The organism is Rhodopseudomonas sp. BR0M22, assembly GCF_010907035.1.
In the GTDB taxonomy this organism is placed as follows: Bacteria; Pseudomonadota; Alphaproteobacteria; order Rhizobiales; family Xanthobacteraceae; genus Rhodopseudomonas.
The window spans coordinates 1-12,800 of the sequence record NZ_QUMK01000098.1; the positions used below are offsets into that span (position 1 = coordinate 1).

Below are 12,800 nucleotides of genomic sequence, written 5' to 3' on the forward strand. Positions count from 1 at the left end.
AGATTTGTATAAGAGACAGGGCGAGCTTCACCGTCTTCATCGTGGTCTCGACCGAAGTGCCGCCGATCACGATCGCCAGGTGATAGGGCGGGCACGCCGCGGTGCCGAGCGTCATGATCTTCTCTTTCAGGAACGCCAGCAGCCGGTCGCGCGTCAGCAGCGACGGCGTCGCCTGGAACAGGAAGCTCTTGTTGGCCGAGCCGCCGCCCTTGGCCATGAACATGAACTTGTAGGCATCATCGCCCTCGGCGTAGATCTCGCACTGCGCCGGCATGTTGTTGGCGGTGTTCTTCTCTTCGAACATCGACAGCGGCGCGACCTGCGAGTAGCGCAGGTTACGGCGCAAGTAAGCGTCGCGCGCGCCCTCGCTCAGCGCTGCCTCGTCATCGCCGTCGGTGATGACGTTCGAGCCCTTCTTGCCCATGATGATCGCGGTGCCGGTGTCCTGGCACATCGGCAGCACGCCGCCGGCGGCGATATTGGCGTTCTTCAGGAAATCGAGCGCAACGAACTTGTCGTTCGGGCTCGCCTCCGGATCGTCCAGGATCTTGCGGAGCTGGGCGAGGTGGCCGGGCCGCAGATAATGGTTGATCTCGCCGAACGCAGCCTCCGACAGCGCCCGCAGCGCCTCGCGCTCCACCACCAGCATGTCGCGCCCGAGCACCTTTTCCACCCGCACGCCGTCCGACGTGATCTTACGATAGACGGTGTCGTCCTTGCCCAGCGGAAACAGCGGGGTGTGCTTATAGGGCGGAACCGGGGTGGCGGCAGACGGAACGGGCGTGGGAGCGTTCATGGACAGGGCCTCGAATGGGGAAATTCGCGGCCCTGTCTAGGCGGTTTCGAAGGGATTTTGAAGGGTTCAAAACGGGAGGGTGGGGAGCGTCAGGACGTTTACCCGCCAGAGTCGGCTGCAACCGAAGTGGCGCTTTCTTCCTGCGGAGGATCGCTGGGCCGGTGTTCTTGTTCAGTCTCCGCACTAGCCTCCGATTTCGAAGCGAGAGACTGGGTAACCACTGGTCGTTCCTGCTGCCCAGTAAGCTCTTGCTCGGCCGCATTCGCCTACGATCAAGCAGGGCTATCGAACCGTCTCAAAATGGGCTTGATTGCTGTAGCCACGGCTCACCTTCCCCGCCTCACCTACTTCAACGCACAGGCATCGAACAGTGCGCAGCGATCCGCACCCGACCGATCTCGCCCCTGCAACATCTATCCATCGACCTCGTCATCACTCGTCCCGTTTCCTCGCGCCATGGACGATGTTGAGCACCACGATTTCATTGGTGGCGGTATCGATCTGATAGACGATGATATAGGGCGGCTCCAGCAGTTCGCGGGTGCCTTCGACCAGGCCCGGCCGACCCATGCTTGCAAGGCCACGCTTCGCCAACCGGTTCACGCGATCCAATATCCGCTCTGTTACCGCCCTTGCGGCCCGCGGACTGTCCTTCGAAATCCAATCGAGAATGTCGTCGAGGTCACGCCGGGCGGCCTGTCGAACGACGACTTTCACGGAGCCAGACGCCGCTTGAAGTGCGCGGTGAATTCTTCCAGCGTCATCGTCTCGGCATCGCTGTCCGCAAGCCGTCGCCGAACCTCGTCGGCCTGCGCATTGGAAAGCCGGAGTTGGCTCGAATCCGACGCCTCCATCGCAGTCAGAATGTCAGCAGCGTCCTCCTGGCGCTCGGGCGACCAGGTCAGCACACGCTCCAGAATAGCCTTCACCTGCTCTCTGCTCATGACCTCAACATAGCATTTTCCGCCGGTCTGTGCAGCCGTCGCGACTGCCTTCATTGTGGCCCGGTTCGGCGGTGGTAGGCTCCGCCCTGTTTTGCTTTCTGTGCGAGCTTCGCTAAGAAGCTCACTTATCGGAAGCCCATGCGCGGAGGAACTGATCTTGTTTTCAACCTCTTTGCCGATACGCGTCGGGTACGGCGCAACTTCCTTGACCGCCCTCACGCTCGCTGCATTCACCATCGCCACCCCCGCCCGCGCCGATCGCTGTGACGATCTCGCCAAGCAACTCAAGGCACAGATCGGCGGGGTCGGCATTGGCAAGACCGCCGCCAATACGATCTATCTGTCGCATCCGGCCGCGAAGGCGCTGCGGCTGGGGTGTCCGAGCCGCACGGTGAAGAATGAGGTTTACGGCCAGGCGCCGGCGCGAAAGCCGTCGCCGGAGTTTCAGGACCTGATCGCCAGCGCAGCGGCGATCGTGTTCACCATCCCGAAGCCGGACACTCTGCGCGGGGTCAAGCGCTGCTTCGGGCGGGTCGGCATCCTGCGCGGCAACGACATCAAGACCCGGTTCCGCCGGCTCGACATGCGCTGCGCCCGAACCAAGACCGACTCCTCGATCTCGATCAGCCGCGACAGCAGCGAATAGCCGGAAACCGGAACTGCTTCTTTCCCGAGGCGACAACACGGCATTTGAAGCAAATGCCGACGCAGAAATGCGCGCAAACTTCACCGGACGGCGCGATCATCGCCTGTGATCCGATGCCTCCCTGGGCGCAGCCGATGGCAACTCGCCACCGACGCGCCATGTCATCGGGGGACGTTGGCCAACACGAGGAAAGACTGATGAGCAGCATTTCGAGCGTGTCGTCGACACCGGTGGCCAAGCCGGCGACTCAGGCGAGCCCTCCGCCGCCACCTCCGCCGCCGAAAGACGACAAGGACACCACCAGCATCCAGCCGCCGAAAGCGGCGCTGCCGCCCGGACAGGGCACCCGCGTCGACCAGCTCGCGTAAAGCACGACGACGCGTCTCAGAAGCGACGACGGGCCCCGCCACGCGCGGGGCTTTGTTGTTTCAGCCCGATCGCTGCGCTGGTGGCCATCTGGCGCGCAGCCGGCGCTCTGCTAGACTCGGCCGACGCGAGCGGCGGGGTAGCCTGATGAGCGATGCCAAAGTCCTGACCGGCGGCTGCCATTGCGGTCTGGTGCGGTTCGAATGCACCACCGACCTGTCGATGGTCACGGCTTGCAACTGCTCGATCTGCACCAAGAAGGGTCTGCACTTCACCTTCCTGCCGCCGAAGAGCTTTCAGCTGCGCGCCGGCGAAGACAGCCTGAAGGAATATCTGTTCAACAAGCGCGCGGTCAGTCACCAGCTCTGCAGCGAGTGCGGCGTCGAGGTGTTTGCGCGAGGCACCAAGCCCGACGGCACCGAAGTGGTGGCGCTGAACGTCTCCTGCATCGACGGCATAGAGCTGTCGCAGCTGAAGATGACGCCGATCGACGGACGGCACAGATAGGTTCGCGCAAATCCACTCAAGTCATTCCGGGGCGCGAGCGCAGCTCGCGAACCCGGAATCTCGAGGTGATCTGCTCGGGTCGGATTCCGGGTTCGCGCCTGTCGGCGCGCCCTGGAATGACTTGGGGAGAGATCGAGCGCCAGCCGACAAGCTGTTACTTGTCCAACTCCTTGTAGTGCCGGAAGATGCCGTCTTGGTTGAACGGAACACGGCGGTCGCTGGCGAGATACGCGGCGATATTCGGGCGCTCGGCGATGCGGTCGTGCAGCGCGACCAGCTTGGGGATCTTGCGCTCGAACTTCTTCATGTGCTTCGGAAACGCGTAGCGCAGGCCTTCGACGGTCTGAAACAGCGACAGATCGGCGTAGCTCGGCTTGCGCCCCGTCAGATACGCACCGCTGCCTTCGGCGATCAGGCGCTCGAAGTAGCCGAGAAATTTCGGCGCGCGGTTGTCCCAGAACTGAGCGGTCCGCTTCTTCGCCGGCTTCCGTTGATCGTCGTAGTACAGCATGGTGCCAATCGGGTGATGGGTGTCGTGCACTTCCTGCACAAGGTCGGCGATGGTGAGCTGGAGCTGATGCACCCACAGCCGGCCCGCCTCGGTGGCGGGCGCAAGGCCGTGGCGGCCGCCGAGATACAGCAGGATGTTGGCGGTCTGGCCGATCGTCAGCTTGCCAGCCTTGAGAAACGGCGGTGCGAATGGCGGCGTCCCGGTGCGCGCCTGCATCAGCTTCATCATGGTCGCCATGCCGGCCTTGCCGCGGCGTGCCGCGTCGACATAGTCGGCGCCAGCCTCTTCCAAAGCCAGCCGCACGAATTCGCCGCGGCCCTGGATGGTCGGCCAGTAGTACAGTTCGTAAGCCATGGTCTCGGGCCCCGTGGTGATCGACGCGCGGCCGTCCGCACGTCGCCGCATTCAGAAGCCTAACAAAAAAGCGCCGCGGAAGGTCCGCGGCGCTTCGATTGGGATCACTCCGGCGAAGAGCGTCAGTTGGTCTGCTGGATCGCCGCCAGTTCCCAGCTTGCGCCGGGCCGCCGGGTGAAGGTCCAGATCTCGGTCGCTTCGATCGGCGTCTCGCTGCCGGCGACGAGACGGTTGGTGCCGCGCTCGAGAGTCTTGTCGACCAGCGAGAACCGCATCGCCACCGTGGCGTAGTCGGTTTCGCCCTCGCGCCAGGCTTCGGCAAGATCGCCCTGCAGCAGCTTCACGTCCGACACCTTGTTGATGTCGTTGGCGGCCTTGTTCTCCTCCAGATCCTTGGCGAAGTACGACGCCATTTCCGGGGTGGCGAGCTGACGCAACCGGTCGATATCCTCATTCGACCAAGCGGCCTGGACGTCGCCGAGCAGCCGCTCGAACACCTCATAGTCCTCCGGCTTGATCTCGAGCGGCCGATCGTTGCTGGCACTGCCGCCGAAGCCGAAGCCGCTGCGATTGGCCGGCTGCGCACCCTGGTTGGCGGTCTGGTCCATGGCGTGGACGCCATCGGGCCGCGGACCCTGGCCCGCCGCCGGACCCGACGCATAGGCCGCCTGCGGGTTATTGCGCCGCTGCCACCAGCCCCATGCGAGACGCGCCAGGATCACGACCAGCGCGACCTGCAGCACCAGCCCGATGATCGAGGCGAAGCTGCCGAGACCCGACAGGAATCCGCCGCCGAACAGCATGCCGAGCAGGCCGGCGCCGAGGAAGCCTGCGGCGAGGCCGCCGAGCATGCCCATGCCCGGACGATTGAAGAAGCCGCCCTTGTTGGCGGCGCCGGCGGCCGGGCCGCTCATGCCGGGGCTGCCCGGCTGGCTGTAGGTGCGGTTGAAGGGTTGAGCGGCGCCCGGCGCCGTGGTGGTGCTCGGCGGCGCTGCGAAGCTGCGCGAGCCGCGCGAGCCCATGCTGCTGCTCCGGCCGGCACGGGCGTCGGCAGCCGACGACAGCACCATCGCCATCGGCAGCGCCAAAGCCATGGTCACGGCAAGAGCAGCGACAACGCCGCGCGTGCGATGCAAGAAATTCATGGATCTCCCTCGATCCCCGGCAGGGGGAAGCGCTGCTAAAATGGGCAGCGCCCATCAAAAAGGAAGCGGGCGCGTCGTCGCACACCTGCGGCCCTCGGTCGCGGGGAGTACGCTGAACCTAACGAGCCGTTAAGAAGCACTCGGCCACGCCTCAATCCGCCTCCATCGTCTCCTTCACCTTCGCAACCAGCGCACTGAGCGCGAACGGTTTGGCCAGGAAGGCGAACTGCTCGTTTTCCGGCAGACTTTTTTCGAATGCGTCCTCGGCGTAGCCGGACACGAAGATGATCTTCAGGTCAGGATTGCGGCCGCGCATCGCTTTCAAAAGCGTCGGCCCGTCCATCTCCGGCATCACCACGTCGGAGACGACGAGATCGACTGCGCCGCCATGGGCGTCGAACTCTTCCAGCGCCTCGATGCCGTTGGACGCTTCGATCACCTGATAGCCGCGCGAGCGCAGACCGCGGGCATTGAGCGAGCGAAGCCCCTCTTCGTCTTCGACCAGCAGGATGGTGCCCTGCCCGGTCATGTCGGCGCGCGGCTTGGGGGCCGCCGGCGCGGGCTCGGACGCTGCGCCGCCAGCAGCGACCGCAGGCGCTTCGACCTGCGGCTCGGCGGCCTGCTCGTGGCGCGGCAGATAGATGCGGAAGGTGGTGCCCTTGCCGATTTCCGAATCGACGTACACGAAGCCGCCGGTCTGCTTGATGATGCCGTAGACCGTCGACAGCCCGAGCCCGGTGCCCTTGCCGACCTCCTTGGTCGAGAAGAACGGCTCGAAAATCTTGTCCAGGATTTCCGGCGGAATGCCGGTGCCGGTGTCGGAAACTTCGACGCAGACATAGTCGGCCGCCGGCATGCCGTTGTGGCCAAGCTGCGAGGCCGCAGAGGCGCTGACATTGGCGGTGCGGATCGTCAGCTTGCCGCCGTCGGGCATCGCATCGCGGGCGTTGACGGCGAGATTGACGATCACCTGTTCGAATTGCGAGACGTCGGCCTTGGTTCGCCACAGATCGCGGCCGTGCTGCATCTCCAGCGAGATCTTCTCGCCGATCAGCCGCTTCAACAGCCGGTCGATGTCGGTCAGTGCCTCGCCGAGATCGAGCACCTGCGGGCGCAGCGTCTGCTTGCGCGAGAACGCCAGGAGCTGCCGCACCAAGGTCGCGGCGCGGGTGGCGTTCTGCTTGATCTGCATGATGTCCTGGAACGACGGATCGGTCGGCTTGTGCGCGTTCAGCAGGAAGTCGTTGGCCATCATGATGGCCGACAGCACGTTGTTGAAGTCGTGCGCGATGCCACCGGCGAGCTGGCCGATGGTATCCATCTTCTGCGCCTGGTTGACCTGGTTCTCCAGCGCGCGGCGCTCGGTCGTCTCCAGCATGTAGACGATCGCCACCTCGCTGTCGCCGTCGTCGGCGACCGCGGTGACGAAGAACTGGCCCCAGCGCTCCTTGGCGCTGTCGAGCATCACTTCCACCGGGGCGATATCGGCCTGTCCCTTGGCGGCCTGCTCGATCGTGCCCGCCAGCACAGCGCGGTCACGACTACTGACTGCGGCGAGAATCGACTTCGATCCCGCCGACCCCGCCGGATCGAGGCTCTGCGCCAGCTTCGCCAGCCGGGCGTTGGCGCGCACCACCGCACCCGCTTTGTCGACCGTGGCGATCGCCATCGGGGTCTGGTCGAAGAACCGCATGAAGCGGATTTCGGCGGCGCGCTGCGGATCGAGCCGGTCGTCGCGGGCGCGGCTGATCACCAGCGTCCGCGACGGGCCGGGCGTGCCGTCGGCGCCGAACGCCAGCTTGTGATACAGCCGCACCGGCACGGTCTGGCCGCCGCGCTTCTTCAGGTCGATGTCGAAGACTTCGGTCTTCACCTCGCCCGGCTCCGGCACGATCGAGGTCAGCAGCGCGGCACCGTCGCCCGAGACAACGTCCGACAGCTTGAGGCCGCCGGAGCCGATCTCGGCCAAGTCGTGGTCGAGCCAGTTCGCCAGCGTGGCGTTGACGTAGACCAGATTGCCGGCGGGATTGACCGAGAAGAACCCGCAAGGCGCGTGGTCGAGATACTCGATGGCGTGCTGAAGGGTCTGGAACACGTCCTCCTGACGCTCGCGGTCGCGGGTGATGTCGGCGATCGACCACACCGTCTGCCGCGCCTCGCGCTTGCCGGCGCCGAGCGGGCGCACCCGCAGCCGCATCCAGCGGCCGTGGCTGCCGTCAGCGCCGGCGACCCGCACCTCCTCCTGCAGCCGCCGCCCCTCGCGCGCCGCCTTGAGCAGACGGAACACCGCCTCGGAAACGTCGGGATTGCCGATGAACACCCGCTCGACCGGCCGAACGTCCTGCATCGTGGTCGCGCCGGTCAGCGCCAGATAGGTCGAGTTGGCGTAGATGACGTGGCCGCCGGCGTCCGTCACCGCGATGCCGTCGAAAGCGTTTTCGGGAATCGCCCGCAGGATCGGGTCCTCGGCGGCGCGGTCGGCAAAGCCGATGATGCCGGCAGCGAAGGCGAACAGCATGAACAGTCCGACCATCGCCAGCAATGCCAGCAGGACGAGAATGTAGGGCTGGGCGCCGGCGCGGCCGAGCGTCATGAACGCCACGGCGGCGGCCACGATGGCGCCGGCCAGCAGCAGCACCAGCGCGATACTGCCGCTGCGGCGAGCCGGCTCCGGCGAGGCCGGGCGCGGCTCGGACGAAGCGTGTTGATCGTTGATGGTCATGGTCACCGAACCGGTCCCTTGCCCGCCGGGCACGCAGCGGCGCGGCTCCAACTGCCTGAATCGCGGCGGTTCACGCAAGCGAATCTATCGCTCAACCCGGCCTCCGGCGCGCCGCAGCAGGCGATTCGGCAACGCCCCTGCGCACGATCCGTTCTCAGGTCCGCCGCCCGAACAGATTGCGCCTCAGATTCATCACGTAGCCGATCACCTCTGCGACGGCCTGATAGTGCTCGACCGGAATCTCCTCGTCGACCTCGACGGTGGCGTACAGCGCCCGCGCCAGCGGCACGTTCTCGACGATCGGCACGTCGTTTTCCTTCGCCACTTCCCGGATCTTGAACGCCACCGCGTCGACGCCCTTGGCGACACAGATCGGCGCCGGCATGCCGCGCTCGTATTTCAGCGCGACCGAGAAGTGGGTCGGGTTGGTGATCACCACCGAAGCGTTGGGTACTTCGGCCATCATCCGCTTCTTCATTCGCTGATAGCGGAGTTGCCGGAGCCGGCCCTTGATGTGCGGATCGCCTTCCGACTGCTTGTATTCTTCCTTGATCTCCTGCAGCGACATCTTCAGCTTTTCGTGCCACTGCCGATATTGAAAAAAGTAGTCGCCGACCGCCACGAAGGCGAGCATCGCCACGACCGCACCGAGCAGCTTCAGCGTCAGCGCCACGGTGACGCCGAGCAGCGCAGAGACGTCCATCTTCAGCAGCGCGTCGAGCCGGTCGTGCTCGGGATACAGCACCGCCACCATCACGATGCCGAGCGCCACAATCTTGAACAGGCCCTTCAGGAAGTTGGCCATCGCCTGCTTGCCGAACAGCCGCTTGGCGCCTTCGAGCGGCGACAGCTTGCTGAACTTCGGCGTCAGCGCCTCGGCCGAGAACACCAGCCGGTGCTGGATCATGTTGCTGGCGATCGCCACGATCACCAGCATCAGCAGCGGAATGCCGATCGCCGCCAAGGTCGCGTAGGACAGGCTCTTGACCAGGGCGATCAGTCCGTCGCCGTCGACCGGCAGCATCCACGATTTTTCGATCAGGTTGCGCATCGGCGCGAGGATGCCGACCCCGATCGACTCGTGGAACGACGACAGCACCAGCGTGGCTCCCGCGATCAGGAACCAGGTGTTGACCTCCTGACTCTTGACCACGTCGCCGCGCTTGAGCGCATCGTCGAGCTTTTTCTGTGTCGGCTCTTCTGTTTTCTCGTCGCTGTCGTCCGACATCGCTCAGCTCCGAACGACGCCGAACATCAGCCCGGCGTCAGATCGTGCATGACGCCGCCGAAATAGCCGAGAAATGCGCCCATCATCGTGGTCAGCACCACGCCGAGCACGATAAAGCCGATCACGATCGATAGCGGCACACCGACGAAATACACCTGCATCTGCGGCATCAGCCGCGCCAGCACGCCGAGACCGATGTTGAACACGAGGCCGAACACCAGAAACGGCGCCGCCAATTGCAGGCCGAGCTTGAATGCGGCGGCGAACGCTCTGGTCGCCAGCGCCGCGACGTCCCCGGTGCTCAGCAATTCGCCCGGCGCGAACACTTTGTAGCTCTCGCTCAGCGCCTCGATCACCAGATAGTGCATGTCGGTGGCGAACAGCATCGTCACGCCGAGCAGCGTCAGAAAGTTGCCGACCACCACGCCCTGCTGGCCCTGCGTGGGATCGACTGCCGAAACGAAGCCGAGTCCGAGTTGCTGGGCGATCACCGCGCCGGCGACCTGCAGCGCCGACAGCGTCACCCGCGCGGTGGCGCCGAGCACGATGCCGACTGCGATCTCCTGCAGCATCAGCACGAGCAGCGGCGTCAGCGACGACATATCGACCTGATAGGCGGAGCGATGCAGCGGCAGCATGACCAACGTCAGCAGCAGCGCGATCGACAGCTTCACCCGAGTCGGGATGTTGCTCTCGCCGAACGCCGGCATCAGCATCACCATCGAGCCGATGCGGGCGAACACCAGTATGAAAGCGGCGGCCAGCGCCGGCAGAAAGGTCAGGTCGATGTTCATCGCGGCAATCTGACTCGAAGCGCGCGCAAGCCGGCGGTTCGATCCGGCCGCACGCAGCGGCGGACGCGACCAGCAAAGCGGCGCGGGCTTCGATCATGCGTCAACCGCCGATGATTCGCGACGAGATCCGGATCATCTGTGCGTGCAACGCATCCGCCATGAACGGCAGCGCCAGCACCAAAGTGACGAACATCGCCAGGATCTTCGGCACGAACACCAGCGTCTGCTCCTGGATCTGGGTCAGCGCCTGGACCAGCGACACCGCGACGCCGACCACCAGGCCGACCACCATCAGCGGCGCCGACACCACGACGATGGTCCAGATCGCGTCGCGGGCGACGTCGAGGGTTTCGGGGCCCGTCATGAGAGAATCCTTGTGTCGACGATTGTGGCAGTGGTGGTGTTCGGTCTCGTCAGCGCAAGGAGCGGAGCGACGAAGCGATCCAGGAGCGCGGTGGGCTGGGTCCTGGAGTGCTTCACTTCGCGCGCGATGACGATGCCTATCGGAGGGTGCCGCCGTCAGATCGGCATCCGCATGATTTCTTCGTAGGACTGGATCACCCGGTCGCGGACCGACACCAGGGTCGAGACCGCGACGTCGGTCTCGGCGACCGCCGTCACCACGTCCATCACGTTGGATTTGCCGGACGCCATCGCAATCGATTGGGCGTCGGATTTGCGGCCGGCGTCGAGCACGCTGCCCATCGCCTGCTTGACCAAATTGCCGAACGACGGGGCGTCCTCGCTCCCTTTGTCGGCGCCGGCCGGCTTGGCCAGACGGGCGAGGCTCGCATAGGCGTTCGCTGCGGAAATCGGGGTGGCCATGGGTCAGTGTCCTACTGCGATGCGTTGGGGAAGCGGATCAGGCTTTGAGGATGTCGAGCGTGCGCTGAATCATCCGGCGGGTGGCGCTGATGACGTTGAGGTTGGCTTCGTAGGATCGCTGCGCATCGCGCATGTCGGTCATCTCGATCACCGGATTGACGTTGGGGTATTTGACATTGCCGGCGGCGTCGGCCGCCGGATTGGTCGGCTCGTATTTGACCCGGAACGCCGAGGTGTCCGGCTTGACCCGGCCGAGCGCCACCACCCTGGCGTCGAGTGAGCGATCCAGCGCCGAGGTGAAGGTCGGCACCTTGCGGCGATACGGATCGCCGCCGGCGGCGTGCGCGGTGGAATCGGCGTTGGCGATGTTTTCCGAAATGACCCGCATCCGCCCCGCCTGGGCGCGCAGGCCGGAAGTGGCGATGCCCATCGAGCGGGCGAAGTCGTTGCCGTCGTCTGCCATGGTTCAGCCTCCCGGCGCTGTCGTCAGCGCTTGCCGATCGCGGTTTTGAGCAGTCCGAGACTGCGGCTGTAGAGCGAGGTCACGGCGGCGTAATCCATCTGGTTGGCCGAGACTTTCAGCATCTCGTCCTCGAGGTTGACGGCGTTGCCGGCCGGCCGGGTCTGGAAGCCGCCCTTGTTGTCGGTCGAGAAGCTGGGCGAGCCGCCCGGCGGCTTCAGATGCGCCGCGCTGGTGCGCAGCAGCGGCAGCGAGCCGCCCGGACCGCCCGTGGCGGTGCCCTCGGGGGAGAACTGCGGTGCCACCAGATCCCGCGGCCGGTAGTTCGGCGTGTCGGAATTGGAGATGTTTTCGGCCAAGACTTTCTGGCGCTCCTGATGCCACTGCATCTTGGTGCGCAACGCGGTCAGTTCCGGCAGATCGTTGATCGACATTAGCCGCCTCCGCCCCGGTCTGGCCGCCACGCGATTCCGCCGGGTAGGCAGAATTTGCCGCCCCTATGGTTAACGACTGGTTAAGAGCCGCACGCGGTAACCGCTGCGGCGCCGCAAGTGGCGCAAAAACCGCGCAAAACCCGGTTGGGGCGGCATCATTGGTGGATTAAGAGAAGAAACGGATGGCAGTTCTTGCCGTGGATTATTAAGAAGGGACGGGGTGGGACCGCCGCACATCACCGGGACCGGTCGCGTTCGCCGTCCGGATTCGGCGCTCTCGGGAAGTGCCGGGGCGCCTGCGTTTTTGCCGGGGATACAGCATGGGCTCGCAGAACTCGTCGATTTGGATGTTCTTTTTAGCGTTTCTCGCGGTTCTGGCGCTGATCGGCGTCGCCGCCTGGCTGGTCCGTCATTTCGCCGGCAACCGGCTGGGCACCAACGCCGGCCGCGGCCGGATGCCGAGGCTCGCGGTGATCGACGCCGCAGCCGTGGATGGCCGCCGCCGCCTGGTTCTGGTCCGCCGCGACAATGTCGAGCACCTGCTGATGATCGGCGGCCCGAGCGACATCGTGATCGAGCCCAATATCGTCCGCGCCAGTGCCACGCGCGACCAGCTGCCGACCAGAGGCGGGCTGGAGCCTCGCCTGACCGCCCCGGAGCCGACGTCGTGGGACGAGCCCGCCGCCGAGCCTCAAGAACCGGAACTGCCCCCGATCCCGACGCGCCCGTCCCGTCCGGCCTTCGCCGAGGAGCCGCGCCGCGCACCGCCCCCGCCAATGCCGGACCGGATGCCGGAGCGACGTCCGGCGGATCCGTTCGCTGGGCTGGTGCCTGAACCGATTGCACGGCCCGAACCTCCGATGCCGCCAATGCCCCGCGCCGAGCCGCCGCTACCGCCGCTGCAGCGGGCGGAGCCGCCGGTCATGCGTGCCGACCCTCCGATCATGCGTCCCGAGCCGCCGCGTGCTGAGCCGCGTCCCGAACCCCGGATCGATCCGGCGCCTCGTCCGCGCGCCGAACCGGCGATGCCGCGGCCGCCGCGCCTCGAGCTGAAGCCGGCGCCCGCCC

At 65.6% G+C, this 12,800-nt stretch carries 15 protein-coding genes and 1 pseudogene; 4 read left to right on the plus strand and 12 right to left on the minus strand.

All coding sequences use genetic code 11. The features are described from left to right. The 3 genes from DY468_RS23040 to DY468_RS23050 all read right to left on the minus strand — a co-directional run. Nucleotides 1-796: fumarate hydratase (locus tag DY468_RS23040; RefSeq protein WP_205512634.1), on the minus strand; the 796-nt coding region annotated here is incomplete at its 3' end. Between the two features lie 432 nt (nt 797-1,228). Then, entirely contained in the window at nt 1,229-1,513 is a 285-nt protein-coding gene (locus tag DY468_RS23045; protein WP_164607737.1) for a type II toxin-antitoxin system RelE/ParE family toxin, read from the minus strand. Further along, nucleotides 1,510-1,794 (minus strand): hypothetical protein, encoded by a 285-nt coding sequence (locus DY468_RS23050; protein ID WP_164607739.1) that lies wholly within the window; start codon nt 1,792-1,794, stop codon nt 1,510-1,512. The genes DY468_RS23045 and DY468_RS23050 overlap by 4 nt, the downstream gene beginning before the upstream one ends. A gap of 97 nt (nt 1,795-1,891) precedes the next feature. Here DY468_RS23050 and DY468_RS23055 point away from each other — a divergent pair, with 97 nt between their 5' ends. From DY468_RS23055 to DY468_RS23060, 3 genes are all read left to right on the plus strand, one after another. Next, nucleotides 1,892-2,386 carry a hypothetical protein gene (locus tag DY468_RS23055; protein WP_164607760.1) on the plus strand — a complete coding sequence of 165 codons (495 nt, stop codon included), beginning with the start codon at nt 1,892-1,894 and terminating at the stop codon, nt 2,384-2,386. Nucleotides 2,387-2,583: 197 nt separating this feature from the next. Next, nucleotides 2,584-2,754, plus strand: a complete 171-nt coding sequence (locus DY468_RS24695) for a hypothetical protein (protein ID WP_205512636.1) — start codon at nt 2,584-2,586, stop codon at nt 2,752-2,754. Nucleotides 2,755-2,899: 145 nt separating this feature from the next. Further along, complete coding sequence (locus DY468_RS23060; protein ID WP_164607741.1) at nt 2,900-3,259, plus strand: GFA family protein; 360 nt, start codon at nt 2,900-2,902, stop codon at nt 3,257-3,259. A 154-nt stretch (nt 3,260-3,413) separates the two neighbouring features. Here the strand turns inward: DY468_RS23060 and DY468_RS23065 are convergent, their stop codons facing one another. From DY468_RS23065 to flgB, 9 genes are all read right to left on the minus strand, one after another. Then, on the minus strand, nt 3,414-4,124 hold the full coding sequence (locus DY468_RS23065) for a glutathione S-transferase (protein WP_164607762.1): 711 nt from the start codon (nt 4,122-4,124) through the stop codon (nt 3,414-3,416). Nucleotides 4,125-4,246: 122 nt separating this feature from the next. Then, entirely contained in the window at nt 4,247-5,269 is a 1,023-nt protein-coding gene (locus tag DY468_RS23070) for a Tim44 domain-containing protein (protein WP_164607748.1), read from the minus strand. Between the two features lie 151 nt (nt 5,270-5,420). Next, nucleotides 5,421-7,991 carry a cell cycle histidine kinase CckA gene (gene cckA / locus DY468_RS23075; protein WP_246701096.1) on the minus strand — a complete coding sequence of 857 codons (2,571 nt, stop codon included), beginning with the start codon at nt 7,989-7,991 and terminating at the stop codon, nt 5,421-5,423. Nucleotides 7,992-8,145: 154 nt separating this feature from the next. Further along, nucleotides 8,146-9,219, minus strand: a complete 1,074-nt coding sequence (gene flhB, locus DY468_RS23080; RefSeq protein ID WP_164607752.1) for a flagellar biosynthesis protein FlhB — start codon at nt 9,217-9,219, stop codon at nt 8,146-8,148. 26 nt (nt 9,220-9,245) lie between these two features. Then, nucleotides 9,246-10,013: a flagellar biosynthetic protein FliR gene (gene fliR / locus DY468_RS23085; RefSeq protein WP_164607754.1), complete on the minus strand. Its 768-nt coding sequence runs from the start codon at nt 10,011-10,013 to the stop codon at nt 9,246-9,248. Nucleotides 10,014-10,113: 100 nt separating this feature from the next. Next, a complete protein-coding gene (gene fliQ, locus DY468_RS23090) occupies nt 10,114-10,377 on the minus strand; it encodes a flagellar biosynthesis protein FliQ (protein ID WP_110788599.1) in 264 nt (87 codons plus the stop codon). Nucleotides 10,378-10,532: 155 nt separating this feature from the next. Further along, the gene (gene fliE, locus DY468_RS23095; RefSeq protein WP_110788600.1) at nt 10,533-10,838 is read right to left on the minus strand and encodes a flagellar hook-basal body complex protein FliE; all 306 of its coding nucleotides are present in this window, start codon (nt 10,836-10,838) and stop codon (nt 10,533-10,535) included. Nucleotides 10,839-10,875: 37 nt separating this feature from the next. Continuing rightward, nucleotides 10,876-11,301 carry a flagellar basal body rod protein FlgC gene (gene flgC / locus DY468_RS23100; protein WP_164607756.1) on the minus strand — a complete coding sequence of 142 codons (426 nt, stop codon included), beginning with the start codon at nt 11,299-11,301 and terminating at the stop codon, nt 10,876-10,878. Nucleotides 11,302-11,324: 23 nt separating this feature from the next. Then, entirely contained in the window at nt 11,325-11,732 is a 408-nt protein-coding gene (gene flgB / locus DY468_RS23105; protein WP_164607758.1) for a flagellar basal body rod protein FlgB, read from the minus strand. 320 nt (nt 11,733-12,052) lie between these two features. Between flgB and DY468_RS23110 the strand changes: the two are divergent. Next, nucleotides 12,053-12,800, plus strand: a pseudogene (locus DY468_RS23110) (flagellar biosynthetic protein FliO); the annotation flags it as partial.

What these genes read in the sequence shown, in the direction of transcription:
- DY468_RS23050 (WP_164607739.1), bottom strand. Translation starts at nt 1,794, where the DNA reads ATGAAGGCAGTCGCGACGGCTGCACAGACCGGCGGAAAATGCTATGTT.
- DY468_RS24695 (WP_205512636.1), top strand. Translation starts at nt 2,584, where the DNA reads ATGAGCAGCATTTCGAGCGTGTCGTCGACACCGGTGGCCAAGCCGGCG.
- DY468_RS23060 (WP_164607741.1), top strand. Translation starts at nt 2,900, where the DNA reads ATGAGCGATGCCAAAGTCCTGACCGGCGGCTGCCATTGCGGTCTGGTG.
- DY468_RS23065 (WP_164607762.1), bottom strand. Translation starts at nt 4,124, where the DNA reads ATGGCTTACGAACTGTACTACTGGCCGACCATCCAGGGCCGCGGCGAA.
- DY468_RS23070 (WP_164607748.1), bottom strand. Translation starts at nt 5,269, where the DNA reads ATGAATTTCTTGCATCGCACGCGCGGCGTTGTCGCTGCTCTTGCCGTG.
- cckA (WP_246701096.1), bottom strand. Translation starts at nt 7,991, where the DNA reads ATGACCATCAACGATCAACACGCTTCGTCCGAGCCGCGCCCGGCCTCG.
- flhB (WP_164607752.1), bottom strand. Translation starts at nt 9,219, where the DNA reads ATGTCGGACGACAGCGACGAGAAAACAGAAGAGCCGACACAGAAAAAG.
- fliR (WP_164607754.1), bottom strand. Translation starts at nt 10,013, where the DNA reads ATGAACATCGACCTGACCTTTCTGCCGGCGCTGGCCGCCGCTTTCATA.
- fliQ (WP_110788599.1), bottom strand. Translation starts at nt 10,377, where the DNA reads ATGACGGGCCCCGAAACCCTCGACGTCGCCCGCGACGCGATCTGGACC.
- fliE (WP_110788600.1), bottom strand. Translation starts at nt 10,838, where the DNA reads ATGGCCACCCCGATTTCCGCAGCGAACGCCTATGCGAGCCTCGCCCGT.
- flgC (WP_164607756.1), bottom strand. Translation starts at nt 11,301, where the DNA reads ATGGCAGACGACGGCAACGACTTCGCCCGCTCGATGGGCATCGCCACT.
- flgB (WP_164607758.1), bottom strand. Translation starts at nt 11,732, where the DNA reads ATGTCGATCAACGATCTGCCGGAACTGACCGCGTTGCGCACCAAGATG.